The organism is Pseudomonas sp. St29 (assembly GCF_001547915.1).
In the GTDB taxonomy this organism is placed as follows: domain Bacteria; phylum Pseudomonadota; class Gammaproteobacteria; order Pseudomonadales; family Pseudomonadaceae; genus Aquipseudomonas.
On the sequence record NZ_AP014628.1, the window covers coordinates 4,492,622 to 4,516,597 of the forward strand.

Below are 23,976 nucleotides of genomic sequence, written 5' to 3' on the forward strand. Positions count from 1 at the left end.
GCAGCGATTATAGCCACTGCGGCCCGGTGCGGGGCCTTTATCCCGGAGGCCCCCGGCGATAGGCGCTGGGGGCGACGCCGAACCAGCGCTTGAAGCTCTGGGAAAAACTCGACAGATCGCTGAAACCCAGCTCTTCCGCGATCCGGGTCAGGCTCAAGGCGCGATTGCCCAACAACTCCAGGGCCCGGGCGCCGCGCTGCTCGGCCAGCAACTGGCGATAGCTGGTGCCCTCTTCCTGCAGGCGTCGTTTCAGGGTGCGCACACTGGTCCGACTCAGACGAGCCATGCCCGGCAGATCCGCGACCCTGCCGGCAGGCAGGGCCTCGAGGTGCTGGCGGACCAGGGCCGCCATGCCCTGATGAGCCTGTCGGCGCTCAAGCAACTGCCGGCACATCTGCTCGCACATCGCCACCGTCAGCGGGTTGGCCTGGGGCAAGGCGCGATCCAGGAAGCGCCGGTCGAACGCCAGGCTGTCGAGCGCCGCCCGGTACTCGGGCACCCGGCCCAGCACCTGCGGCGCATCACTGGCAGCGCGATCCGCAGGAGGCGCTGCGCGACGGGTCAGGCGGGCCAGACAAAAATCCTCACCGACGATCTCCTGCATCAAGACCGCGGCAGCGGCCATGTCCCGTTCCAGCAGAAACGCCGCCACCTGCGGATCGGCCACCGGCGGCGCACCGAACGTCAGCACGCCCAGATCCCGCTCCAGTCGGTAACCGATGGAAGCAAAGGCATAGGTCAGCGGCAGAAAGCGCAGGGCCAGGTCCAGCGCATCCGCCGGCGTCGCGCTGCTGATCAGGCCATAGCCGAACAGGCCGTAGGTGGAGAAGTGATAACGCGCCCCCACCTCATAGCCCAGCCCGGGAGGATGGCCCAGGAGCTGCAGCAGATTGCTCGCCAATCGCAGCTCCTGGGCCGCCAGCAGCACCGTATTGGGGTCCTGCAACACCTCCAGGGACACCGCGCAACCGGCCAGCAGGCGCGTCGGCGACAGGCCCCTTTCAAGCGCAAAATTCACCAGCAGCAAGGCGCTGGACGGTCCCCGGGTGAATGCTTGAACGTTCATGGCCTGACTCATGGGCGGCGGATTTGGCCCAAATACTAAAGCACTTGTCCCGTTGCAGCATGGGGTCCCCGGATGTTTGCCCCCATGCTTCACTCAACGGGGCCGCGCCACCGTCGGCAGAGCCCGGCCCCGGGTCGATCCATCCTGCGTCCACAACAATAACAACGAGGTCGTCATGCCCGAATCCACCGCCCCTGAAAACCTTCGCTCCAGCCCCTGCGCGCCCCTGGAAGCCCTGATCATCGGCAGCGGCTTCGGCGGCCTGGGCATGGCCATCGCCCTGCGCAAGGCCGGGGTCAGCCAGTTCATCCTGCTTGAGAAAGGCCAGGACGTCGGTGGCGTCTGGCGCGACAACACCTACCCCGGCGCTGCCTGCGACGTGCCTTCGCACCTGTATTCATTTTCCTTCGAGCCCAACCCGCACTGGTCCCGGGTGTTCGCGCCCCAGGCCGAGATCCACGACTACCTGCAGCATTGCGCCCGCACCTACGACCTGCTGCGACACATTCACTTGGGCAGCGAAGTGCGCCACGCCCGATTCGATGAGACCGGCCAGTACTGGCAGGTCGTCTGCAACGATGGCCAGGAGCATTTCACCCGCCTGCTGATCAGCGCCGTCGGCCAGCTCAGCCGCCCCGCCCTGCCCAAACTGCCGGGCATGGACAACTTTCGCGGCAAGGTCTTCCACTCCGCCCACTGGGACCACGACTACCCCCTGGCCAACAAACGGGTGGCGGTGATCGGCACCGGCGCCTCGGCCATCCAGTTCGTGCCGCAGATTGCCGATCAGGTGGCAGCACTCAAGGTCTTCCAGCGCTCGCCGGCCTACATCCTGCCCAAGGCCGACCGGGCCTACAGCGAGCAAGAAAAACAGCGCCTGGCCCGCCAGCCCTGGCAGATGAAACTGCTGCGCGCGGCCCATTACCTGCATTTCGAATCCCGGGCCCTGGGCTTCACTCGCCTCAAGGGCCTGACCAAATGGGTGGTCGGCCTCCCCTTTCGCCAACTGCTGGAGGCTTCGGTGCCCGACCCCGAGCTGCGCCGCCAGATGACCCCGGACTACCCCATCGGCTGCAAGCGCATCCTGCTGTCCAATGACTACCTCAAGACCTTTGCCCGCCCCCATGTGGAGCTGCTGACCCAGGGCATCGCACGCATCACCGAACACGGCATCGAGACCCTCGACGGCCAGCAGCACCCGGTGGACGCGATCATCTACGGCACCGGCTTCGCCGCCACCGAGTTCCTTGCGCCCATGCGCATCAGCGGCCGCAACGGCCTGGAACTGAACCAGGCCTGGCAAGCAGGCGCCAGCGCCTACCTGGGGCTCAGCGTCCCCGGGTTCCCCAACTTCTTCATGCTCTACGGACCCAACACCAACCTGGGTCACAACTCCATCATCCACATGCTGGAAAGCCAGATCAGCCACGTGCTCAAGGCCCGCCAGGCCCTACAGGCCAGCGGCGCGCAGACCCTGGAAGTGCAGGAGGCCCCGCACCGGCGCCTGCAACAGCGGATCCAGCGGCGCCTGGCCGATTCGGTCTGGAGCGGATGCACCAGCTGGTACGTCGACGCCCGCGGCCACAACAGCACCAACTGGCCCGGATTCACCTGGACCTACAGGTGGTTGACCCGCTATGCCGGGCTTGCCGCCTATCGTTTCGCCAGCCCCCTTGAGCCGTACTCGGCAGCGGCCGACGGCCAGCGCGTGGCGTCACCGCGGGATTGGCTGGAACGGGGTCACGCGGCCTTGCTGCGGCTGTTGCTGCGGGCCAGCTTCCGCGCCCTGATCGGCCCGCCCCGGGAGCTGGTGCGCCAACGCCAGATCGTCAACGCCCTGGCCTGGCTGATGCCCGGTTGCGCCGGGGTCCGGCGCCGGCAGCATTGGCTGGGCAGCCTGCCGGTGCAGAAAGTCGACGCCGGTGCCACGCCCGACCAGGGCGTGATCCTCTACCTGCACGGCGGCGCCTTCTGCCTGGGCAGCCCGCGCAGCCACTTCAGTGTCACCAGCCGCCTGGCCCGGGACAGCGGCTGCAGCGTCTGGGTGCCCGACTACCGGCTGGCACCGGAGCACCCCTACCCCGCCGCGCTGGAGGACTGCCTGGCCTGTTACGACGCCATCCGCGCCCAGGGCTGCCCGGCCGAACGACTGCTGATTGCCGGCGACTCCGCCGGGGGCGCCCTGGCCCTGGCCCTGGCACTGGCCTTGAAGCAACGCGGCGAGACGATTGCTGCCGGGCTGATCCTGCTGTCGCCGGTCACCGATCCGGATCTGCGTGGCGCCAGCCTGCAATCGCGCCAGGAGGCCGACCCGATGATTCGCCGCGACTGGCTGGAGCAAGCCCTCAAGGCCTACGCGGCGCCGGCGCCCAGCCATCGCCCCCTGGAGGCGGACCTGCGTGGCCTGCCGCCGATGCTGATCCAGGTGGGCGACCAGGAGCTGCTGCTGTCGGACTCGGTTCGCCTGGCCGAGCGCGCCCGGCAGGCCGGGGTGAGCTGCCGCCTGGAAATCCATGAGGATCGCTGGCACGTCTTCCAGTTGCAGGCGTTCTACCTGCGTTCCGCGAGAAACGCCCTGCTCGCCGTCGCCCGCTTCAGCCGCCAGTGCCTGGAAGCATCGGGCGAGCCCGCAGCCGCCGCGGACTCGACGCCGGCGACACAGCCGGCCACAGATCCGCAACCGAGCTGAGCGGGCCGCCCTCGCCCGGATCACCAGGGCGGGGGCGCTGCGGCAAGCAGGGTGTTTGTCCGGGTCCGACCAAGTTCTGATGGCAAGATCCGGGCTCTGAAGGTAAAACAGAGCCCCTCCAAGGTGGCCCACCCGGCCACGGAAAAACCGCGGCGCCGATCCGGCGCCCTGTTGCGGTTTTTCACGACCCACCCATCAGTGACCAAGGGACCAGCACTTATGAGCAGCGAGCACGACACCCCCGGCGAAGAACTGCGCTTGAGCAGCAGCGACATCCGCATCCTGGGTTCGTTGATCGAAAAGCAGGCCACCAGCCCGGAAACCTACCCCCTGACCCTCAACGCCCTGGTACTGGCCTGCAATCAGAAAACCAGCCGCGAACCGGTGATGAATCTGACGCCAGGCCAGGTTGGCCAAAGCCTGCGCGCCCTCGAAGCCCGGGGTTTCACCCGACTGGTCATGGGCAGCCGCGCCGATCGCTGGGAACAGCGCCTGGACAAGGCCCTGGAACTGGTGCCGGCGCAGTTGATCCTCTGCGGCCTGATGTTTCTGCGCGGTCCGCAAACCGTCAACGAGCTCCTGACCCGCAGCGGACGCATGCATGATTTCGAAGACAGCGAGCAAGTCCTGCACCAGCTCGAACGCCTGATCGCCCGGGGCCTGGCCCTGCACATTCCGCGTCAGGCCGGTCAGCGCGAAGACCGCTACACCCACGCCCTGGGCGACCCGGCGGACATCGAGGCGATTCTCGCCGCCCGTGGCAACCCGGTGGAACGCAGCACGAGCGGCGGCGTTTCAGTGGAACGCATCGAAGAACTGGAAGCGCGGATTGCCGCCCTGGAAGAGCGCCTGGCCCAGCTCGAGGGCTGATCCTGGTAGCCGCTGCCGCAGGCGCTGATCGCCCCCGAAGGAGGCGCCGCACCTAAGCACGCCCAAGGCCCTGCGGGCCTTGTCGCAGCCTGCGGCAGCGGCTACAGCGTTGCGGTTTCAGGCCCGGGCGAAGGCCACAGCCTTCTGGAACTGCTCCTCGCTCGGGCGCACCCCGGTATACAGCACGAACTGCTCCAGGGCCTGGATGGCAATCACCTCCAGCCCGGTGATCACCTGCTTGCACTCGGCCCGGGCCCGCAGGATCAGCGGCGTCTCCGGCGGCACCGCCACCACGTCGAACACCGTGTCCGCCGCCGCTATCGCCTCGGCGTCGAACGCCAGTTGCTGCGCCTCTGGCCCGCCGCTCATGCCGATCGGGGTCACGTTGATCAGCATCTGCGGCCGCAGGCTGCCCAACTCGGCCTGCCACTCATAGCCCAGGGAACGGGCCAGCGCGCGCCCGGCCACTTCGTTGCGGGCAACAATCACCCCACGGGCATAACCGCCATCGCGCAAGGCACTGGCCACGGCCTTGGCCATGCCGCCGCTGCCGCGCAGGGCGAAGGTCGACTCCCGGGGCACGGCGTGTTCGGCCAGCAGGCGGGCCACGGCGATGTAATCGGTGTTGTAAGCCTTCAGATGGCCATTGGTATTGACGATGGTGTTGATCGAGGCGATGGCCCGGGCCGAGGCATCCAGTTCATCCACCAGGGCGATGCAATCTTCCTTGAACGGCATGGACACACCGCAGCCGCGAATCCCCAGCGCGCGAATCCCCCGGACCGCGCCGGGCAGGTCCTGGCTGCTGAAGGCCTTGTAATAGAAGTTGAGCCCCAACTGCTCATACAGGTGATTGTGAAAGCGCAGGCCGAAATTCCCAGGACGCCCGGACAGCGACATGCACAACTGGGTGTCTTTGTTGGGGTTCATTTGCATGTTCATCTCCTTGCTGGGCACTTTCGGATAGACGGGATTGGTCAGCCAAGCCCTTGTGCCCGATCATATCGCCGCGGGTTCACAGGCCTCTTCAGCGCCCAGGGATGACGGTAAAGAGGCCGGTACAGACCTTACACAATATTTACTCAGCGGCTGTGCAGATTTTGCAAAAACCGCTGTCTTAGAAGTATCCCCGCGTCAGTTCTTGAGTCTGGTGCAGACCATGAACGCGGAGGTTGAACCGAGGAACAACCATGATTTCCAAAATCCCCAAGATAGCCTTGCTCATTGGCGCACTCGCTGTCGCAGGCCAGGCGTCCGCCCACGGCGGTGGCTGGGCCGGACCCGCCGCATTGGGTGCTGTTGTCGGCGCAGCCGTAGTGGGTTCGGTGATCGCCAACCAGGATCGTCCGGTCTATGTGCAGCAGGCGCCGGTGTATGTCCAACCGCAGCCGGTGTACGCCGCGCCACCACCGCCGGTCTACTACCAGCCGGCACCGGTCTATGTGCAGCAGCCGGTCTACTACCGCCCGGCGCCGGTGTACTACGGTCCGCCCCGCGGCTACTACGGCCACCCTCATTACTACTACGGCCCGGGTCCCGGCCGCTGGTAACGCGCCACTGAAACAGCCACAGGCCCCGCCCATCCAGCGGGGCCTGTTGCATTTTGCCATCACCCAAATGTCTGAATAGTTCAGCATCATGTCGCGACTGGAACAGTATTTGCCTGAAAATCCGGCAATAGTGTGCCAATCCCGACGACGCCTCGAGCGACATGGGACTGTCACGCGTGTGTCATTCAGGGACTGCAAGATCGACCGGGTCCGCTCGCCCCACGCCTGTCATAGCAGCCCTGTCACAACAGGCCCATAACAACAAGGACGAAACCCATGCCCACGCAAAACCCGCACCGCGTCGAAGGCCTCTGCACCTCCAGCCGGGTGTACGACGCCCTGACCGAACTCAAGCATCTGGAAGGCCATCGCAGCGCCAAGTTCCTTTCGCTGCTGACCCAGAACCTGGTGCGCAAGGGCCTGCTCAACGAGCAGGAGGTGCTGCACATGCTCGATCAAGTGGTGGACTGAACCGCCCACGCCGGTAGCACCGGTAGCAATGCCCAGCAGCGCAATAGGTGATGTTTCGTAGCACCGGGCCGTCCAGCGCTAGGGCAACTGCACCCGCGGCCGGGTTTCGACGAACAGCGCCCAGCTGGACATGAACAATGCGGCGATCAACGGCCCGATGACAAAACCGTTGAGGCCGAAGATCGCCAGCCCGCCCAGGGTCGAGATCAGGATCAGGTAATCCGGCATCCGCGTATCCTTGCCCACCAGGATCGGGCGCAGCAGGTTGTCCACCAGACCGATCACCAGCACCCCGAACAGCACCAGCACCACCCCTTGCCAGATCGCGCCGCTGATCAGGAAATACGCCGCCACCGGCCCCCAGACAATCCCCGCCCCCACCGCCGGCAACAGCGACAGAAAGGCCATCAGCACCGCCCAGAGCAAGGCGCTGGGAATATCGAGGAACCAGAAGATCAGCCCGCCCAGGGCGCCCTGAGTCACCGCCACCAGCACATTGCCCTTGACCGTGGCCCGCACCACCCGATTGAACTTCAATTGCAGTCGGCGCTTCTGGTGCTCGGCCAGGGGCACGGCGCTGCGGATCTTACGCACCAGCTCGGCGCCATCGCGCAGAAAGAAAAACAGCAGGTAGAGCATGATGAAAAAACTCACCACGAACTCGAAGGTGCCCTGGCCGAAGCTGAAGGCCTGGGTCGCCAGGTACTGACTGCCCTGCATCGCGCCCTTGACCGCCTTGTCCTGCAAGCCCTTGAGCTCGCCCAGGCCCAGGCGGTCCAGCACGTGCTGCAGGTATGGCGGCAGGCCGTGCTTGAACTGGGCCAGGTAGCCGGCGATATCCAGCTGGCCGCTTTCGATCTTCTGGTACAGCTCGGCGCCTTCCTGAACCAGCAGCACGCCAGTGACGATCACCGGCAGGATGGCGATCAGCAGGCAGATCAACAGCGTGCACAGGGCCGTGAGATTGCGCGGCCAGCCGAACTTCAGCTGCAGGCGGCGCTGCAGGGGAGCGAAGACGATGCCGAGAATCACCGCCCAGAACAGCGCCCCGTAGAACGGCAGCAGAATCCAGATGAACGCCACCGTCACCAGGGCCAGCAACAGCAGCAGGCTTTTGTTTTGCAGGTTGTTTTGATTCATGTCCGGTCCCGGTCGGTCAACGCTCGATTGCGGCGTCCTGAGGGTTAGTCCGCAAGCGCGTTGCCGAGTGCGTTTTTTTCTGCGCCAGACATAGACCCAGATCAATAAATGCCCCGGCGCGCTGGCTTACCCTCGCGACCTTTTGCGACCGACAAGCCCCATGACGCTCCTCGCCAAACCCGAACTCCTGGCCCCCGCCGGCACCCTGAAGAACATGCGCTACGCCTTCGCCTACGGCGCCGATGCGGTGTACGCCGGCCAGCCGCGCTACAGCCTGCGGGTGCGCAACAACGAATTCGACCACGCCAACCTGGCCCTCGGCATTCGCGAGGCCCAGGCCCAAGGCAAGCGTTTCTACGTGGTGGTCAACATCGCCCCGCACAATGCCAAGCTCAAGACCTTCCTCAAGGACCTGCAACCGGTCATCGACATGGCGCCGGATGCGCTGATCATGTCCGACCCGGGCCTGATCATGCTGGTGCGCCGGCACTTCCCGCACATGCCGATCCACCTCTCGGTGCAGGCCAACACGGTGAACTGGGCCAGCGTCGAGTTCTGGCAACAACAGGGGCTGACCCGGATCATCCTGTCCCGGGAGCTGTCCCTGGAAGAGATCGAGGAGATCCGCCAGCAAGTGCCGGCCATGGAGCTGGAAGTCTTCGTCCACGGCGCCCTGTGCATGGCCTACTCCGGGCGCTGCCTGCTGTCGGGCTACATGAACAAGCGCGACGCCAACCAGGGCACCTGCACCAACGCCTGCCGCTGGAAATACAAGGCCGAGCAAGCCACCGAGAACGACCTGGGGGAAATCGTCCAGACCTTCCAGCCGGAGCCGACCCTGGGCCTGGGCGCACCCACCGAGCAGGTGTTCCTGCTGCAGGAAGCCAACCGCCCGGACGAGCTGATGCCGGCCTTCGAGGACGAGCACGGCACCTACATCATGAACGCCAAGGACCTGCGGGCGGTGCAGCACGTCGAGCGCCTGACCCGCATGGGCGTGCACTCCCTGAAGATCGAAGGCCGGACCAAGTCGCACTTCTACTGCGCGCGCACCACCCAGGTGTACCGCCGGGCCATCGACGACGCCGTGGCCGGTCGCGAGTTCGACCGCAGCCTGATGAACGACCTGGAATCCCTGGCCCAGCGCGGCTACACCGAAGGCTTCCTGCGCCGCCATGTGCATGACGAGTACCAGAACTACCAGAACGGCAGCTCGGTGTCGGAGCGCCAGCAGTTCGTCGGCGAACTCACCGGCGAGCGCCGCGACCGCCTGGCCGAAGTCAAGGTCAAGAACCGATTCACGGTGGGCGATCACATGGAACTGATGACCCCCAAGGGCAACTTCCACTTCGACCTGCACGAACTGCACAACGCCAAGGGCGAAGCCATCGAAGTCGCCCCGGGCGATGGCCACACGGTGTACCTGCCGATCCCGGATCAAGTGGACCTGCAGTTCGCCCTGCTGATGCGCGACATCAGCGCCTGACACGGCGCAATGACCACCTGTCGTAGCCACGGCTGCGCCTGAGTGCGCAGCGGTCGCGCCGCTTGGCCCGCCAGGCCAGGCCCTTGGGGCCTTTTCCGGGCCTTGCGGGCTCGCTAGCGGCTACGGCAGGGCCCCTCAGATCCGGAACTGCCCCACCAACCGACCCAGGCGCTGGCCCAGGTCCGCCAGGCTGCGGGAGGTCTGGGCCCCGCGCTGGGTTTCATCGGCTACGCTGTCCACCGCCACGGCGATCTGGTGCACGCTGCGGTTGATCTCCTCGGCCACCGCGGTCTGCTCCTCGGCGGCGCTGGCAATCTGCGCGTTCATCGAATTGATGGTGCCAATCAGCTGGGCCATGGTGTCCAGCGAAGCCCCGGCCTCGTTGGCCTTGACCGAGGTGCCGTCACCGGCGTCGCTGGAGCGGCGCATGGCGTCCACCGCCACCCGGGTGCCCTGCTGCAGACGGTCGATCATGCCCTGGATTTCCTGGGTGCTCTGCTGGGTACGGCTGGCCAGGGCCCGGACTTCGTCGGCGACCACGGCAAAACCGCGCCCGGCCTCCCCGGCCCGGGCCGCTTCGATGGCGGCGTTGAGCGCCAGCAGGTTGGTCTGTTCGGCAATCGAGCGGATCACGTCCAGCACGCTGACAATCGACGACACGTCCTGCTGCAGGCTGTCCAGGGAGGTGCCGCTGTTGCGGATATCGCTGACCAGGGAATGGATCTGCTGGATGCTGCCGTCCACCACGCGCTTGGCCGCCTGGCCTTCTTCATCGGTCTGCTGCGCCGCCACCGCCGCGCCCTGGGCGCTGCGCGCCACTTCCTGGGCCGCAGAAGACATTTCATTGATCGCCGTGGCCACCTGATCGGTCTCGTGGCGCTGGCGCTCCATGGCCTGCTCGGAGCGGTGCGCCTGGTCCGACACCTGGGTCACCAGCTCGGTGAGCTGTCCGGTCATTTCGGTGATCTGCCGCACCAGGCCGTGGATCTTGTCGACAAAGCGGTTGAACGAACCGGCCAGCTCGCCCAACTCGTCCTGGCTGGTGATCGCCAGGCGGCGGGTCAGGTCGCCTTCGCCGGCGGCGATGTCATCCAGGTTGGCCTTCATCAGGTTCAGCGGCCGCAGCATGGTGTTGGCCACCAGCAGCCCCAGGGCCGCAATCACCAGCAGCACCACCGCGGCAATCCCGAGAATGCTCAGGACCATGCCTTCCATGCGCTGGTTGACGCTGCTCTCCACCGCTGCCACCTGGGCGTCGATGCCGTCGAGGTTGACCGAGGTGCCCAGCACCATGTCCCACTTGGGCAGGTACTCGGTGTAGCCCAGCTTGGGCACCAGCACATCGCTGCCCGGCTGGGTCGAGCTGTATTGCACGTAGTGACTGCCGTCCTTGCCCACGCGTACCAATTCGCGGTTGACGTAGACCCCATTGGGGTCGCGGTTGTCCTTGAAGCTCTTGCCCACACCGTCCGCGCTATTGCCCTTGAACAGGCGCACGGTCTCGGAGTCGTAGCCGAAGAAGTAGCCGTCCTTGCCGTAACTGATGTTCGACAGCAGCTTGACCACCTCGGCCCGAGCCGCCTGATCCCCGGGGGCTGCCGCGTCGTACAGCGGCTTGACCGTGTTCAGGGCCACTTCGACATAGCTCTGCAGCGTGGCCTTGGCCTCGCCCAGCAGGCGCTGACGGGTTTCCTCAACTTCTTTCTGGGCCTGCTGACGCAGCATGAATACCGTGCTCAGGCTGATCACCAGCGCAAACAACAGTACCGGGAGGACTGCCAGGGACAGGACTTTGGCCTTCAGGCTCAAGCGCATAGGGGGGCTCACTCTGGTTTTTTATTGGCGTGATAACCGCGTTAGCGGCACGCCCGTCCAAAAGTTGAGCCTGAACCCGCAGGCGCCGGCCTGTCGGCGAAGAGGCCCTTGAGCCCTGCACCGACCTTGCCGACGCCCACACCGCCCCGTTCCCGGGAGAGGCAGGTGGTCAGAGAACCATGGCGGCCACCCAGCCGAAGGCCAGCAACGGCAGGTTGTAGTGCAGGAAGGTCGGGACCACGGTGTCCCAGATATGGTGGTGCTGGCCATCGATGTTCAGGCCCGAGGTCGGCCCCAGGGTCGAGTCCGAGGCCGGCGAGCCCGCATCCCCCAGCGCCCCGGCAGTGCCCACGATGCAGACGATCGCCAGCGGGCTGAAGCCCAGCTGCACGCACAGCGGCACGAAGATCGCCGCGAGGATCGGCACCGTGGAAAACGACGAGCCGATGCCCATGGTCACCAGCAGCCCCACCAGCAGCATCAGCAAGGCACCCACGCCCTTGCTGTGGCCGATCCACGCCGCCGAGGCCTGGACCAGGGAATTGACCTCGCCGGTGGCCTTCATCACTTCGGCAAAGCCCGAGGCGGCGATCATGATGAAGCCGATCATGGCCATCATCTTCATGCCTTCGGTGAACAGCTCGTCAGTCTCGCGCCAGCGCACGATGCCCGACGCCGAGAAAATCAGAAACCCGCACAAAGCACCGATAATCATCGAGTCCAGCAGCAACTGGATCACGAAGGCAGCGACAATCGCCAGGCCCGCCACCAGCAGGGTCCGCGGGTTGTACTGCACCGCCACCTGCTCGACCTTCTCGATCCGGTCCAGGTCATACACGCGCTTCTTGCGGTAGCTGACAAAGGCCAGCAGCAAGCCACAGAGCATGCCCAGGGCCGGAATGCCCATGGCGTGAGTGACATTCACCTGACTGATGTCCACCCCGCTGCGGGCCACGTTGGCCAGGAGGATCTCGTTGAGGAAGATGTTGCCGAAGCCCACCGGCAGGAACATGTAGGGGGTGATCAGGCCGAAGGTGATGACGCAGGCGATCAGCCGCCGGTCCAGTTGCAGCTTGGTCAGCACATACAGCAGCGGCGGCACCAACAGCGGAATGAAGGCAATGTGGATCGGCAGGATGTTCTGCGAGGCAATCGCCACCACCCACAGCAGGCCGATCAGCAGCCATTTGACCTGGCCGCCGCCCTGGGCATCCTGGCGATCCACCAGCACCAGTATCTTGTCCGCCAGGGCGTGGGCCAGGCCGGACTTGGCAATGGCCACGGCGAACGCGCCGAGCAAGGCGTAGGACAAGGCCACGGTGGCACCGCCGCCCAGTCCGCTGTTGAACGCCTTGAGCGTGGCCTCGATACCCAGGCCGCCGGTCAGGCCGCCCACCAGCGCGCCAACGATCAGGGCGATCACTACGTGCACGCGGGACAGGCTGAGCACCAACATCACGCCAACCGCGGCAATTACTGCGTTAATCATCGTTACCTCATTACTGCACCAGCAAAAATGGCGCAAAAGCCTGTGACCGACCGGAAGGCAGCGGGCTGCCGACATCGAAATGAAAGAGGTTCAAGGGTCTGTTGCCATTTGGTGACGAGCCGCGTTGCTGGGCCAAACGGAGCGAGGCAAGGCGCGGGATGCCGCTAATGGTGCTCCCTTGGCAAATCCCGCAACGCAGCCTCGCGCCGTTTGGCACGCAACCCGAAGGGACGGGGCCCACTTGGCACAGGGCTGTGTTGCTCGGAGCTTATTTGGAACAACCAAACCGCGCTCCTCGCGCCTTGCCCTGTGCCAAGTGGGCTGCCGTCGCGGCCTGTCACCCAATGGCAACAGACCCTAAGGGGCGCGCACTTTGCAGCAGCAGGCCCGGCTTGTCAAAACCCGGCTCCTGTCGAGCCCCATGCCAGCGAAGCCCCCAAGCCCGACCCCCTCCCCGTGGCGAGGGAGCTTGCTCGCGCTGGGCGGCGCAGCAGCCCCAAAGCTTCGCGGCTAATTTCGAACAAGCGTTTAAAGAACGCCGTTCGTCGGCCGTTACAGTGCGATGTCTCAGATATTTATCGAATAAAGGACGTCTCCATGTCGCTCAGACAACTTTCCATCCAATGGAAGATCACCCTGCTGGCCGGACTCTGCCTGTTGGGCATCGTCTCGCTGTTGGTGGGGCTTTCGCTGTATCGCATGGAGCACAGCTCCGAGCTGGTAAAGACCTCGAGCATGGAGATGCTCAACGAAGCCGCCCAGGCGCGGATCGAGGCCCAGGGTGAAGTCCAGGCGCTGGGCATTCGCCAGCAATTCATGGACGCCTACCAGTACGGCCACGGCTTCTCGCGCCAGGTGCTGTTCCTGCGCGAACAGGCCGAGAAGCGCTTTCTCGACGCCTTCGACCTGCGCGAGGACCTGACCCGCCAGGTCAAGTCGGCGCTGCAGGCCAACCCCGACCTGCTGGGCCTGTCCCTGGTGTTCGAAGCCAACGCCCTGGATGGCAAGGACGAATTGTTCAGCGGCCAGAGCGAACTGGGCAGCAACGAAAAGGGCCGCTTCGCCCTGTACTGGTCCCAGCCCACCCCGGGCAAGCTGACCGCCATGTCGCTGCCGGAAAGCGACATGAGCGACACCCGCACCGGCCCCAGCGGCCAGCCGGCCAATGCCTGGTTCACCTGCCCGCGCAGCACCCTCAAGCCCTGCGTGATCGAACCCTACTTCTATGACATCGACGGCCAGAAGGTGCTGATGACCAGCATCGTCTTCCCGCTGCTGGTCAACGGCAAAGTCATCGCCTCGCTGTCGGTGGACATCAACCTCAACAGCCTGCAGGCCATCAGCCGCAACGCCAGCCAGAAGCTCTACGCCGGCCAGACCAGCGTCAGCATCCTCAGCCCGGTGGGCCTGCTGGCCGGCTACAGCCCGGACGCCAGCAAACTCAGCCAGCGCCTGGACATCGTCGACAGCCTCAACGGCGCCGAGCTGATCCGCCAGCTGGCCGGCAGCACCCAGACCCACAGCCTGCACAGCAACCATGAACTCAAGGTGCTCGCCCCCTTCACCCCGATCCCCGGCGGCAAGCCCTGGGGCGTGCTGCTGGACGTACCGGAAAAGGTCCTGGTGGGCCCGGCCGAAACCCTGAAAAGCCAGCTCGATGCCGACAACCGCAGCGGCACCCTGATGGAGCTGGGCCTGGGCCTCCTGGCCGCCGTGGTCGGCCTGCTGCTGGTGTGGCTGATGGCCCGCAGCGTGACCCGGCCGATCCTCGGCGTGGCCCACATGCTCGAAGACATCGCCAGCGGTGAAGGCGACCTGACCCGACGCCTGGCCTACGACAAGCAGGACGAGCTGGGCCAGCTGGCCGGCTGGTTCAACCGTTTCCTCGACAAGCTGCAGCCGATCATTGCCGAAGTGAAACGCTCGGTGCAGGACGCCCGCGGCACCGCCGACCAGTCATCGGCCATCGCCACCCAGACCAGCGCCGGCATGGAGCAGCAGTATCGCCAGGTGGACCAGGTGGCCACCGCGTCCCACGAAATGAGCGCCACCGCCCAGGACGTCGCCCGCAGCGCGGCCCAGGCGGCCCAGGCGGCGCGGGATGCCGACCAGGCCACGCAACAGGGCCTGACCGTGATCGACCGCACCACCCGCAGCATCGACCAACTGGCCGCCGACATGAGCGCCGCCATGACCCAGGTCGAAGGCCTGGCCGCCAACAGCGAACAGATCGGCACGGTACTGGAAGTGATCCGCTCGATTGCCGAGCAGACCAACCTGCTGGCCCTCAACGCCGCCATCGAAGCGGCTCGAGCCGGGGAAGCCGGGCGCGGCTTCGCGGTGGTGGCCGACGAAGTGCGCAACCTGGCCCAGCGCACCCAGGAGTCGGTGGAGGAAACCCGCCAAGTGATCGAGCAACTGCAAACCGGCACCCGGGACGTGGTGGGGTCGATGAACAACAGCCATCGCCAGGCCCAGGGCAGCGTCGAGCAAGTCGGTCAGGCGGTCACCGCCCTGCGCCAGATCGGCGATGCGGTGACGGTGATCAGCGACATGAACCTGCAGATCGCCAGCGCCGCCGAACAGCAGAGCGCAGTGGCCGAAGAGATCAACAGCAACGTGGCGACCATTCGCGATGTCACCGAGTCGCTGTCGGAACAGGCCAATGAGTCGGCGCGGGTCAGCCAGTCGCTCAACAGCCTGGCCAACCAGCAACAGAGCCTGATGGACCAGTTCCGCGTCTGACCCTGTCCAAAGGCCCTTCGGGCCTTGTCGCAGCCTCGCCAGGGCTCGGCAGCGGCTACACCGGCACCAAACCGAATGCTTAGCCGCTGCCGCAGGCTGCGAACGGCACGCAGGGCCGCAAAGATCCAGAGGCCGCCAGGGTTCGACAATCGAGCGCCAGGGCTCGGCAGCGGCTACACCGGCACCAAACCGAATGCTGTAGCCGCTGCCGCAGGCTGCGAACGGCACGCAGGGCCGCCAAGATCCAGAGGCCGCTAGGGTTCGAAGGTCGAGCGCCAGGCAAGTTCAGCGCTTGGGCAGCTCGACCTCCACCCGCAAGCCGCCCCACTCGCTGTCCCCCAGGTTCAGGCGGCCGCCGCAGGCGTCGACGATGTCGCGCACAATGCCCAGGCCCAGCCCATGGCCATCGGTCTGTTCATCCAGCCGGGCACCACGACTGAACACCTCCGCCCGCCGTGCTTCGGGAATGCCCGGGCCGTCGTCCTCCACCCGCAGGCAAAAGTCCTGCGACCGCTCCTCGACGCTCAGGCGCACCTGGGCATCGGCCCATTTGCAGGCGTTGTCCAGCAGATTGCCCAACAGCTCCAGCAGGTCTTCCCGGTCCCAGGGTAGGCGCAGCCCCGGTGGCGCCTGGTAACTCAAGTCCAGGTGCTCGCCATGGATCATGTTCAAGGTCGCCAGCAAGCCCGGCAGTTCGGCATCGCATTCGAACAGCACCCCGGGCAAGGCATCCCCCGCCAACCGCGCGCGGTTGAGTTCACGATTGAGGCGCTGCTGCACTTGCTGCAATTGCTCCAGCAGCACCTTGCGCAGCTCGGGGTGGCCATCGAGCTTGGGCCCCGACGCCAGGCTCAGGAGCACTGCCAGCGGTGTTTTCAGGGCGTGGCCAAGGTTGCCCAGGGCATTGCGCGAGCGGTTCAGGCTGTCTTCGGTGTGGGCCAGCAAATGGTTGATCTGCGCCACCAAAGGCTCCAGTTCCAGCGGCACCCGGGCATCGAGCTGCGAACGCTGGCCCTGCTGCAACTGGGCGATCTGCTCGCGGGCGGTTTCCAGGGGACGCAGGGCCCGGCGCACGGTCATGCGCTGCAGCAGCAGGATCAGCAGCAACCCCGCCAGCCCCAGGCCAAGACCGACCTGACGCATGCGCTGGAAGCTCTCGCGCACCGGGGTGTAGTCCTGGGCCACGCTGATGGAAATGGACTGGCCCAGACGTTTGTAGTCGCTGCGCAACACCAGCAGTTGCTGGCCCTCGGGCCCCAGTTGCAGGTCGCTTTGCAGGCCGGCGCGCGCAAGCTGCGGCAGTTCCTGGTCCCACAGGGAGCGGGAACGCCAGTGCACGTCGGCAAAATCGATACGAAAGTAATGCCCGGAAAAGGGCCGCTGATAAGCCGGCGACAGGCGCCGCTCGTCCAGCTGCAAGCCTTGCGGACCGCGCACCAGGGCCAGCAGCAGGCTCTCGCTGTCTTCCCGCAGCCCGGCCTCCAGGTAACGCTGCAAGCCCACTTCAAACAGCCAGAGGCTGGTCTGGGCCAGTACCAGGCCGACCACCAGCATCACCGTGATCAGCCCCAGGCTCAGGCGCCTCTGGATCGACCTCACGAAGCCGTCCCGCCGAACAGGTAGCCCTGGCCGCGACGGGTTTCGATCACCTCGCGGCCGAGCTTGCGCCGCAGGTGGTTGACGTGGACTTCAAGCACATTGGAGTCGCGCTCGGTTTCACCGTCATACAGGTGTTCGGCCAGGTGGCTTTTGGACAGGATCTGCTGCGGGTGCAGCATGAAATAGCGCAGCAGGCGGAACTCGGCGGCGGTCAGCAGCACGTCTTGGCCATCGCGGACCACGCACTGGCGGCCTTCATCCAGTTGCAGCCCGGCGGCCTGCAGGGTCTGCTGATTGGCCTGGCCGTGGGAACGGCGCAGCAGGGCCTGGACCCGCAGGTGCAGCTCCTCGGGATGAAAGGGTTTGCTCAGGTAATCGTCGGCACCGGCCTTGAGCCCCTCGATGCGCTCGGCCCAGGAGCCACGGGCGGTGAGCACCAGCACCGGGGTCGCCAGCCCGTCCGCGCGCCACTGGCGCAATACCTCCAGGCCCGGCACCCCGGGCAGGCCGAGGTCGAGAATGATCAGGTCGTAGGGTTCGCTGGCACCCTGGTACAGCGCGTCGCGGCCATCGGCCAGCCAGTCCACGGCGTAGCCCTGCAGCTTCAGGCCTTCGAGCAGTTCATCGGCCAGGGATACATGATCTTCCACCACAAGCAGGCGCATCAGTCGTCTTCCTCATCTTTCAACAGGCGCCCGGTGGCGGCGTCCAGGTCCAGCTCGCGGACCACGCCGTCCACGGTCAAGAGCTCGACTTCATAAATGTACACATCGTGTTTTTCTTCAAGTTCAGCTTCCAGCAGCTTGGCCCCGGGGTAGCGGTCCAGGGCCTGCTTGAGCAACTGCTCCAGGGGCAGGATCACCCCCTGCTGGCGCAGGCGCAGGGCTTCGTCCTGGTCCAGGTCGCGGGCCATGGCCAGGGAGCAGAACAGCAGCGCCAGGGCGGCACAGCTGCCGGCGATGCGCAGAGTCCGGTTCATTAAGTGTCCTGATGATCCTTGAGTACCTGGCCGCTTACCGCGTCCAGTTCCAGGTCCCATTCCAGTCCCTGCGGGTCGCGCAGCTCAACCTGGTAGATGTACTTGCCGTACTCTTCCTCAAGCTCGGTTTCGCTGATGCTCGCCCCAGGATGCCGGGACAGGGCCGTGGCATTGAGTTTTTCAAAGGACACAATGGTACCAGCGTCGCGCAGCCGCAGGGCTTCGTCGGGGCCCAGGTCGCGGGCGTGGGCCAGGCTGGCGGTCAGGGCGATCAGGCTGGCGCTGAACAGCGCGGTCAGGGTTTTCATGGCAGTTCTCCAAGGTCGCAGGCCACAAGGCCGATGCCGCAAACGATACCCAAGGCAACTTAATTGAAACTGAATCGCCATCATGGGCCTGACAGAACTTTCACTCGGCCCCCGGCGCCCGGGTTCTCTATACTCGGCGGCTGATTCAAGAGTGAGCCCGGTATGACCGCCATCCATATCAAGTTTCCCGCCCTGACCCTCAAGGCCGGCCCCCGCGCCCTGGCCCGCATTCGCCGCCAAGGCCTGCACGCCGGTGAAGTCGGCACCTTGCCGGGCGCCGCTGGTGGCCCCAAGGCCCTGGGCATTCAGGGCCTGGACCTGGCGCTGTTCGGCGAATGGCTGCCCGCCGCGCCCCGCGAACGCTCGCTGATCGGTGCCTCGGTGGGTTCCTGGCGCTTCGCCAGCGCCTGCCTGCCGGATGCCGCCGAAGGCATCCGCCGCCTGGGCCAGCTGTACAACGCCCAGAGCTTCGCCAAGGGCGTGACCATGGCGCAGATCAGCCAGAGCTCGCAGCGCATGCTCGACGACCTGCTCGATGGCCGCGACGCCTCGATCCTCGACAACCCCCACTACCGGCTCAACATCATGGTGGTCAAAAGCCACGGCCTGCTCGCCGACGACCATCGCGGGCGCCTGGGCCTGGGGCTGTCCTCGGTGATCGCCGACAACCTGCGGGGCCGCGCGCGGTTGTCGCGGCACTTCGAACGCCTGGTGCTGCACGACCCGCGCCTGGCCCCGCCGCTGCAGGCACTGGAGGACTTTCCCTCGCGCTTCGTGCCCCTGGATCGCGGCAACCTGCGCCAGGCACTGCTGGCCTCCGGCTCAATCCCCATGGTCATGCAGGGCGTGCGCGAACTGCCCGGGGCCGGCACCGGCACCTTCCGCGACGGCGGCCTGCTGGACTACCACCTGGACCTGCCCTACAGCGGCAGCGACATCGTGCTCTACCCGCACTTCACCGATCGGGTGATCCCCGGCTGGTTCGACAAGACCCTGCCCTGGCGCCGGGCCAGCCCCGAACGCCTGCGCGACGTCCTGCTGCTGGCGCCGTCGAAGGAGTACCTGGCGCGCCTGCCCTACGGCAAGCTGCCGGACCGCAACGACTTCAAGCGCTTCATGGGCGACGACGCCGGCCGGCAAAAATACTGGCGCAGCGCCATGGACGAAAGCCGGCGCCTGGGCGACGAATTCCTCGAACTGGCGGCGCAGAACCGCCTGGGCGAACGCCTGCAAAGCCTCTAGAAACCCGCCGGCGTGGCGGACTGACCCTTTAGTCAGGGTTTTTCCGCAGCCCGGGAGCCAAGCTGATAAACTCGCCGCCTGCCTCAACTCGCCCGCGGGCGACGCCACCTGACAGAGCTGACCGACACTGTGGAAATCTTCAAAGAATTTACCTTCGAATCCGCCCATCGCCTGCCCTTCGTGCCCGAAGGCCACAAGTGCGGCCGCCTGCATGGCCACTCGTTCAAGGTGGCGATCCACCTCAGCGGCGAGGTCGACGCGCACACCGGCTGGATCCGCGACTTCTCGGAAATCAAGGCGATCTTCAAGCCGCTGTACGAGCGCCTGGACCACAACTACCTGAACGACATCCCCGGCCTGGAAAACCCCACCAGCGAAGTCCTGGCCAAGTGGATCTGGAACGAGCTCAAGCCGCTGCTGCCGGAGCTCTCGGCGATCCGCATCCACGAAACCTGCACCAGCGGCTGCATCTACCGCGGCGAATAATCCGCGCCCTGCAGGGCTGGCCAGCGCTGGTGACGCCGAATCAGTGATCGGCCGGGAGCGCCGCGTTTAGCGCATTTGGGGTGGCGCTGCCACCCAGCGGGAGCAAGCTCCCTCGCCACAGAAGAGATCGAGCTGCCCGTGAGCCCACGTATCTACCTCGCCGGTTTCGATGTGTTTCGCAGCGACGCCGTGGCCCATGGCCAATACCTCAAGCAACTGTGCAGCGCCCAGGGCCTGCACGGTCTGTTCCCCCTGGATAACCAGGCCCCGCAGAACCTCTCGCCAGAAGCCACGGCGCAGTGGATCTGCCAGCAGAACCTGGCCATGCTCCGCGCCTGCGACGCCCTGCTGGCCAACCTCAACGACTTTCGCGGCCTGGAGCCGGATTCCGGCACCGCCTTCGAAGTGGGCGCGGCCATCGCCCTGGGCAAACCGGTGTGGGCCTACTTCAGCGGCCCCGCGACCCTGCGCCAGCAGGTGCCCCACGACGCCCAGGGCCGCGATGCCCAGGGTTTTGCGGTGGAAGACTTCAATCTGCCGCGCAACCTGATGCTGGCCTGCACCTGGAGCGGTCGTAGCACCTGTGTGGAAACAGCCATCCGTGACCTCGGGCACTGGTTGAACGCAGCCCCTGCGGCCCACTGAAGATAACCAGCAGCGTCACTTTCTGCCGAAAACGACCTCGTCGGACAAAAGCCTTGTTTTGCCGCGAAGGCCGATGTTATGTTTCTAACACGAATTACAAAAATGAAACTTAAATAACATTTTCCACGAACGCCTGGCGAGATGGTCATGGACAAGAACAGTTTCCAAGTCACCCTGGAACAGCAGTTTGCAAGCCTGACGCCCACCGGCAAGCGCATCGCTACCTACCTGTTGGCCAACCTCCAGCAGTTGCCCTTCGAGACCGCCGACAGCATCGCCCAGCAAGCCGGCACCACGGGCATATCCGTGGGGCGCTTCCTGCGCTCGCTGGGCTACCGCAACCTGGATGACGTCAAGCAAGGCCTGCGCGGCGATACCCCGGCCTCCTGGCTGATCACCGACCGGCTTGGCGCGTTTCGCAGCGAAGCCCATCAGGACGACGCCCTGGAGCGCTCGATGCATCGCGAGATCGAGGCCATCCAGCATGTCTACGGCCTGGCCCGCAGCCCAGCGTTCGGCGCGATCGTGCGGCAGATCGTCGAGGCCGACGCGGTGTTCATCATCGGCATCCAGTCGACCCGGGGCATCCTCAACGCCTTCCACAGCCACCTGGAATACATCCGGCCCAAGGTCTATTACGTCGACGGCCTGTCGGGCATCTACGCGGAAACCCTGAACTCGGGCTTCGCCAAGCCCTACGCGATCATTTCCGACTTTCGCGCCTACTCCGCCATCACCCAGACCTTCTGCGAAGTGGCCAACGCCAACGCCCTGCCCCTGGCCCTGGTCACCGACCTGCAATGCCCCTGGGCCCGGGACTACCCGCTGGACCTGCTGCAACTGAAAACCGATGTCGGCCAGTTCTGGGATTCCCTGGCGCCGCTGACCTGCCTGTTCAACCTGATGGTGTCCGCGGTGGCCGAGGGCTATGGCGAGCGCCTGGATGAGCGCCTGGCGAAGAACCGAGCGTTGCAGGAAGCCTTCGGCCAGTTCGAGTCCTGACCTTCAAGCCTGTCCCAAGATGGAGTGAGTGAGTGAACAACAGCCCCCTTGTCGAAATCGACGCCCAGCGCCACCAACTGGAAATCGACCTGGTCTACGCCAGCGCCGACAACCTGGCCGGCCAGGTGATCTACCGCAACGCCCGCTGCCTGCTGCACAAGGACGCCGCGGCCTGCCTGTACAAGGCCAGCCAGCTGGCGCGCATGGCCGGCCTGGGCCTGCGCATCTACGACGCCTACCGCCCGGCCTACGCCCAGCAGCTGCTGTGGCAGGCCCTGCCCGACCCGGACTACGTGCGCGACCCGCGCCTGGGCTCGCACCACACCCGGGGCGTAGCCGTGGACCTGACCCTGGTGGATGAAAGCGGCCAGGCGCTGGACATGGGCACCGCCTTCGATGCCATGGAGCCCAAGTCGCACCAGTTCTACAGCGACCTGCCGCCCCAGGTGCAGCGCAATCGCCTGCTGCTGCTGGGGATCATGCTCAGCGCCGGCTTCGAGGCGATCCCCACCGAGTGGTGGCACTACGAGCTGCCCAACGCCGAGGACTTCCCCCTGATCCAGGAGCACGACCAGCCCTTCGAACACTGATGTCCCGTTCCCCAACCGGCCACAACAACAGGCAGCTAACTGCCCCACGCCGGTCGCCCTGCAACACCGCTTCAGCTCCAACTGCCCGGTTATAGCTTTTATAAAAAACCTGACGAACTTCCCAACATCGAATGATCAAGGAAACCGGCATGACCCCCAATCTGCGCAATAACCCTGATGTGCGTCTGTCCACCCGTGTCGCCCTGTCGCTGCTGTGCGCCGCCCTGAGCCTGGGCGCCTGGCAGGCGGCCAGCGCCGCCGCGCCCAAGGACACCCTGATGATCGGCAAGGCCGCCGACCCGCAGACCCTCGACCCGGCCGTGACCATCGACAACAACGACTGGGCCGTGACCTACCCGGCCTACCAGAAGCTGGTGACCTACAAGGTCGAGAACGGCAAGGGCAGCACCGAAGTTCAGGGCGACCTGGCCGAGAGCTGGAGCACCTCCGCCGACAACCTGACCTGGGACTTCAAGCTCAAGCCCGGCAACAAGTTCGACGACGGCAAGCCGGTGGACGCGGCCGCGGTGAAGTTCTCCTTCGAGCGCCTGATGCAGCTCAAGCAAGGCCCGTCCGGGGCCTTCCCGGATGACATGAGCGTGGCCGTGGTCGACCCGCTGACCGTGCGCTTCACCCTGAAGAAGCCCTACGCGCCCTTCCTCTACACCCTGGCCCACAACGGCGGCGGCATCATCAACCCGGACGTGGCCAACAAGGGCGAGGACGTCAACGCCTACCTGTCGACCCACACCGCCGGCTCCGGGGCCTTCCGCCTGAGCAACTGGCAGAAGGGCCAGTCGCTGACGCTGGAGCCCAACAGCTACTACGCCGGGCCCAAGCCAAGCCTGAACAAGGTGGTGATCAAGATCATCAGCGAGGCCTCGGTGCGCCGCCTGCAACTGGAACGCGGCGACCTGGACATCATCGAGGACATGCCCGAAGACCAGCTCGGCACCCTGGCCGGCAAGTCCGGGGTGGTGATCCAGACCTTCCCCTCGCTGCGGGTCAACTACCTGTACCTGAACAACCAGCGCGCGCCCCTGAACAACGTCGAGGCGCGCCAGGCACTGGTCCAGGCCATCGACTACAAGGGCATCGTCGACGGCATCCTCAAGGGCCAGGCCAAGCTGATGAACGGGCCGATCCCCGACGGCATGTGGGCCCACGACCCGAGCCTGCCGCTGATGCAGCAGAACCTCGACGGCGCCAAGGCCAGCCTGGCCAAGGTCCCGCAGAAGATCAGCAACCTGACCTACCTGTACTCGGACAAGGACGCCAACTGGGAGTCCATCGGCCTGACCCTGCAAGCGGGCCTGGCGCCCCTGGGCATCAACCTGAAGATGGAGAAGCTGGCCAACGCCACCATGCGTGAACGGGTCGGCAAGGGTGACTACGACGTGGCCATCGGCTCCTGGAGCCCGGACTTCGCCGACCCCTACATGTTCATGAACTTCTGGTTCGACTCCAGCCTGCAGGGCCTGCCGGGCAACCGCTCGTTCTACAGCAACCCGGAAGTCGACGGCCTGATCCGCGAAGCGGCGGCCACCAACGACACCGCCAAGCGCATCGAGCTGTACCAGAAGGCGCAGAAGATCGTTCTCAAGGACAACGTCTACGCCTACCTGTATCAGAAGAACTACAGCCTGCCGATGCGTGATTCGGTGAAGGGCTACGTGTTCCATCCGATGCTGGAACAGGTGTTCAACATCGCTGAAATCAGCAAGTAGGACCGCGCCTGCAGTCCCCGTCGCCGGCCCCTGAACCGGGTCGGCGCCGGGTTGCCGTGTCCCCGGCGGGGCGCCGC

The 23,976-nt window shown here is 65.6% G+C and carries 21 protein-coding genes and 2 pseudogenes; 13 read left to right on the forward strand and 10 right to left on the reverse strand.

Annotation, left to right across the window (positions count from 1 at the left end; all coding sequences use genetic code 11):
- Positions 1-37 precede the first annotated feature (37 nt).
- On the reverse strand, positions 38-1,066 hold the full coding sequence (locus PST29_RS19895; protein ID WP_060844139.1) for an AraC family transcriptional regulator: 1,029 nt from the start codon (positions 1,064-1,066) through the stop codon (positions 38-40).
- A 175-nt stretch (positions 1,067-1,241) separates the two neighbouring features.
- Here PST29_RS19895 and PST29_RS19900 point away from each other — a divergent pair, with 175 nt between their 5' ends.
- Together PST29_RS19900 and PST29_RS19905 are read left to right on the forward strand one after the other, a co-directional pair.
- Complete coding sequence (locus tag PST29_RS19900; protein ID WP_060844140.1) at positions 1,242-3,755, forward strand: flavin-containing monooxygenase; 2,514 nt, start codon at positions 1,242-1,244, stop codon at positions 3,753-3,755.
- A 219-nt stretch (positions 3,756-3,974) separates the two neighbouring features.
- The gene (locus PST29_RS19905; RefSeq protein ID WP_060840203.1) at positions 3,975-4,625 is read left to right on the forward strand and encodes a YceH family protein; all 651 of its coding nucleotides are present in this window, start codon (positions 3,975-3,977) and stop codon (positions 4,623-4,625) included.
- A 117-nt stretch (positions 4,626-4,742) separates the two neighbouring features.
- Here the strand turns inward: PST29_RS19905 and PST29_RS19910 are convergent, their stop codons facing one another.
- Entirely contained in the window at positions 4,743-5,561 is an 819-nt protein-coding gene (locus tag PST29_RS19910) for a shikimate 5-dehydrogenase (RefSeq protein ID WP_060844141.1), read from the reverse strand.
- A 254-nt stretch (positions 5,562-5,815) separates the two neighbouring features.
- Between PST29_RS19910 and PST29_RS19915 the strand changes: the two genes are divergently transcribed.
- Together PST29_RS19915 and PST29_RS19920 are read left to right on the forward strand one after the other, a co-directional pair.
- A complete protein-coding gene (locus PST29_RS19915; protein ID WP_060840205.1) occupies positions 5,816-6,175 on the forward strand; it encodes a hypothetical protein in 360 nt (119 codons plus the stop codon).
- Positions 6,176-6,451: 276 nt separating this feature from the next.
- Positions 6,452-6,646, forward strand: a complete 195-nt coding sequence (locus PST29_RS19920) for a hypothetical protein (RefSeq protein ID WP_016965586.1) — start codon at positions 6,452-6,454, stop codon at positions 6,644-6,646.
- A gap of 78 nt (positions 6,647-6,724) precedes the next feature.
- On the opposite strand, the gene PST29_RS19925 is transcribed toward PST29_RS19920, so the two are convergent.
- The gene (locus tag PST29_RS19925; protein ID WP_060844142.1) at positions 6,725-7,786 is read right to left on the reverse strand and encodes an AI-2E family transporter; all 1,062 of its coding nucleotides are present in this window, start codon (positions 7,784-7,786) and stop codon (positions 6,725-6,727) included.
- A gap of 160 nt (positions 7,787-7,946) precedes the next feature.
- On the opposite strand from PST29_RS19925, the gene trhP reads away from it, so the two are divergent.
- Positions 7,947-9,272, forward strand: coding sequence for a prephenate-dependent tRNA uridine(34) hydroxylase TrhP (gene trhP / locus PST29_RS19930; RefSeq protein WP_060844143.1), 1,326 nt, complete (start codon positions 7,947-7,949; stop codon positions 9,270-9,272).
- 135 nt (positions 9,273-9,407) lie between these two features.
- On the opposite strand, the gene PST29_RS32820 is transcribed toward trhP, so the two are convergent.
- From PST29_RS32820 to PST29_RS19940, 3 genes and pseudogenes are all read right to left on the reverse strand, one after another.
- Positions 9,408-10,229, reverse strand: a complete 822-nt coding sequence (locus tag PST29_RS32820) for a methyl-accepting chemotaxis protein (RefSeq protein WP_371920316.1) — start codon at positions 10,227-10,229, stop codon at positions 9,408-9,410.
- Positions 10,230-10,265: 36 nt separating this feature from the next.
- A pseudogene (locus PST29_RS32825) lies at positions 10,266-11,087 on the reverse strand (cache domain-containing protein); the annotation flags it as partial.
- A gap of 169 nt (positions 11,088-11,256) precedes the next feature.
- A complete protein-coding gene (locus PST29_RS19940) occupies positions 11,257-12,573 on the reverse strand; it encodes a Na+/H+ antiporter family protein (protein ID WP_162492857.1) in 1,317 nt (438 codons plus the stop codon).
- Between the two features lie 1,743 nt (positions 12,574-14,316).
- Here PST29_RS19940 and PST29_RS32830 point away from each other — a divergent pair.
- Positions 14,317-14,463: pseudogene (locus PST29_RS32830) on the forward strand (HAMP domain-containing protein); the annotation flags it as partial.
- Between the two features lie 102 nt (positions 14,464-14,565).
- Positions 14,566-15,321, forward strand: a complete 756-nt coding sequence (locus PST29_RS32835; protein WP_371826206.1) for a methyl-accepting chemotaxis protein — start codon at positions 14,566-14,568, stop codon at positions 15,319-15,321.
- A 285-nt stretch (positions 15,322-15,606) separates the two neighbouring features.
- On the opposite strand, the gene PST29_RS19950 is transcribed toward PST29_RS32835, so the two are convergent.
- Genes PST29_RS19950 through PST29_RS19965 form a run of 4 tightly spaced genes read right to left on the reverse strand, consistent with a single transcriptional unit; the run spans position 15,607 to position 18,207 of the window.
- The gene (locus PST29_RS19950; protein WP_060840211.1) at positions 15,607-16,920 is read right to left on the reverse strand and encodes a sensor histidine kinase; all 1,314 of its coding nucleotides are present in this window, start codon (positions 16,918-16,920) and stop codon (positions 15,607-15,609) included.
- Positions 16,917-17,585: a response regulator transcription factor gene (locus PST29_RS19955; RefSeq protein ID WP_060840212.1), complete on the reverse strand. Its 669-nt coding sequence runs from the start codon at positions 17,583-17,585 to the stop codon at positions 16,917-16,919. The genes PST29_RS19950 and PST29_RS19955 overlap by 4 nt, the downstream gene beginning before the upstream one ends.
- On the reverse strand, positions 17,585-17,899 hold the full coding sequence (locus tag PST29_RS19960; RefSeq protein ID WP_060844145.1) for a PepSY domain-containing protein: 315 nt from the start codon (positions 17,897-17,899) through the stop codon (positions 17,585-17,587). Before PST29_RS19960 ends, PST29_RS19955 begins: the two co-directional genes overlap by 1 nt.
- The gene (locus PST29_RS19965) at positions 17,899-18,207 is read right to left on the reverse strand and encodes a PepSY domain-containing protein (RefSeq protein ID WP_060840214.1); all 309 of its coding nucleotides are present in this window, start codon (positions 18,205-18,207) and stop codon (positions 17,899-17,901) included. The genes PST29_RS19960 and PST29_RS19965 overlap by 1 nt, the downstream gene beginning before the upstream one ends.
- Positions 18,208-18,369: 162 nt before the next feature.
- Between PST29_RS19965 and PST29_RS19970 the strand changes: the two genes are divergently transcribed.
- The 6 genes from PST29_RS19970 (at position 18,370) to PST29_RS19995 (ending at position 23,899) form a co-directional block, all read left to right on the forward strand.
- Positions 18,370-19,449 (forward strand): patatin-like phospholipase family protein, encoded by a 1,080-nt coding sequence (locus tag PST29_RS19970; RefSeq protein WP_060844146.1) that lies wholly within the window; start codon positions 18,370-18,372, stop codon positions 19,447-19,449.
- Positions 19,450-19,578: 129 nt separating this feature from the next.
- The gene (queD, locus tag PST29_RS19975; RefSeq protein ID WP_011062303.1) at positions 19,579-19,935 is read left to right on the forward strand and encodes a 6-carboxytetrahydropterin synthase QueD; all 357 of its coding nucleotides are present in this window, start codon (positions 19,579-19,581) and stop codon (positions 19,933-19,935) included.
- A gap of 138 nt (positions 19,936-20,073) precedes the next feature.
- A complete protein-coding gene (locus tag PST29_RS19980; protein WP_060844147.1) occupies positions 20,074-20,580 on the forward strand; it encodes a nucleoside 2-deoxyribosyltransferase in 507 nt (168 codons plus the stop codon).
- Positions 20,581-20,721: 141 nt separating this feature from the next.
- Positions 20,722-21,582: a MurR/RpiR family transcriptional regulator gene (locus PST29_RS19985; RefSeq protein WP_060844148.1), complete on the forward strand. Its 861-nt coding sequence runs from the start codon at positions 20,722-20,724 to the stop codon at positions 21,580-21,582.
- A gap of 32 nt (positions 21,583-21,614) precedes the next feature.
- On the forward strand, positions 21,615-22,172 hold the full coding sequence (ddpX, locus tag PST29_RS19990; protein WP_060840218.1) for a D-alanyl-D-alanine dipeptidase: 558 nt from the start codon (positions 21,615-21,617) through the stop codon (positions 22,170-22,172).
- Positions 22,173-22,321: 149 nt separating this feature from the next.
- A complete protein-coding gene (locus PST29_RS19995; protein ID WP_060844149.1) occupies positions 22,322-23,899 on the forward strand; it encodes an ABC transporter substrate-binding protein in 1,578 nt (525 codons plus the stop codon).
- Positions 23,900-23,976: the final 77 nt, after the last annotated feature.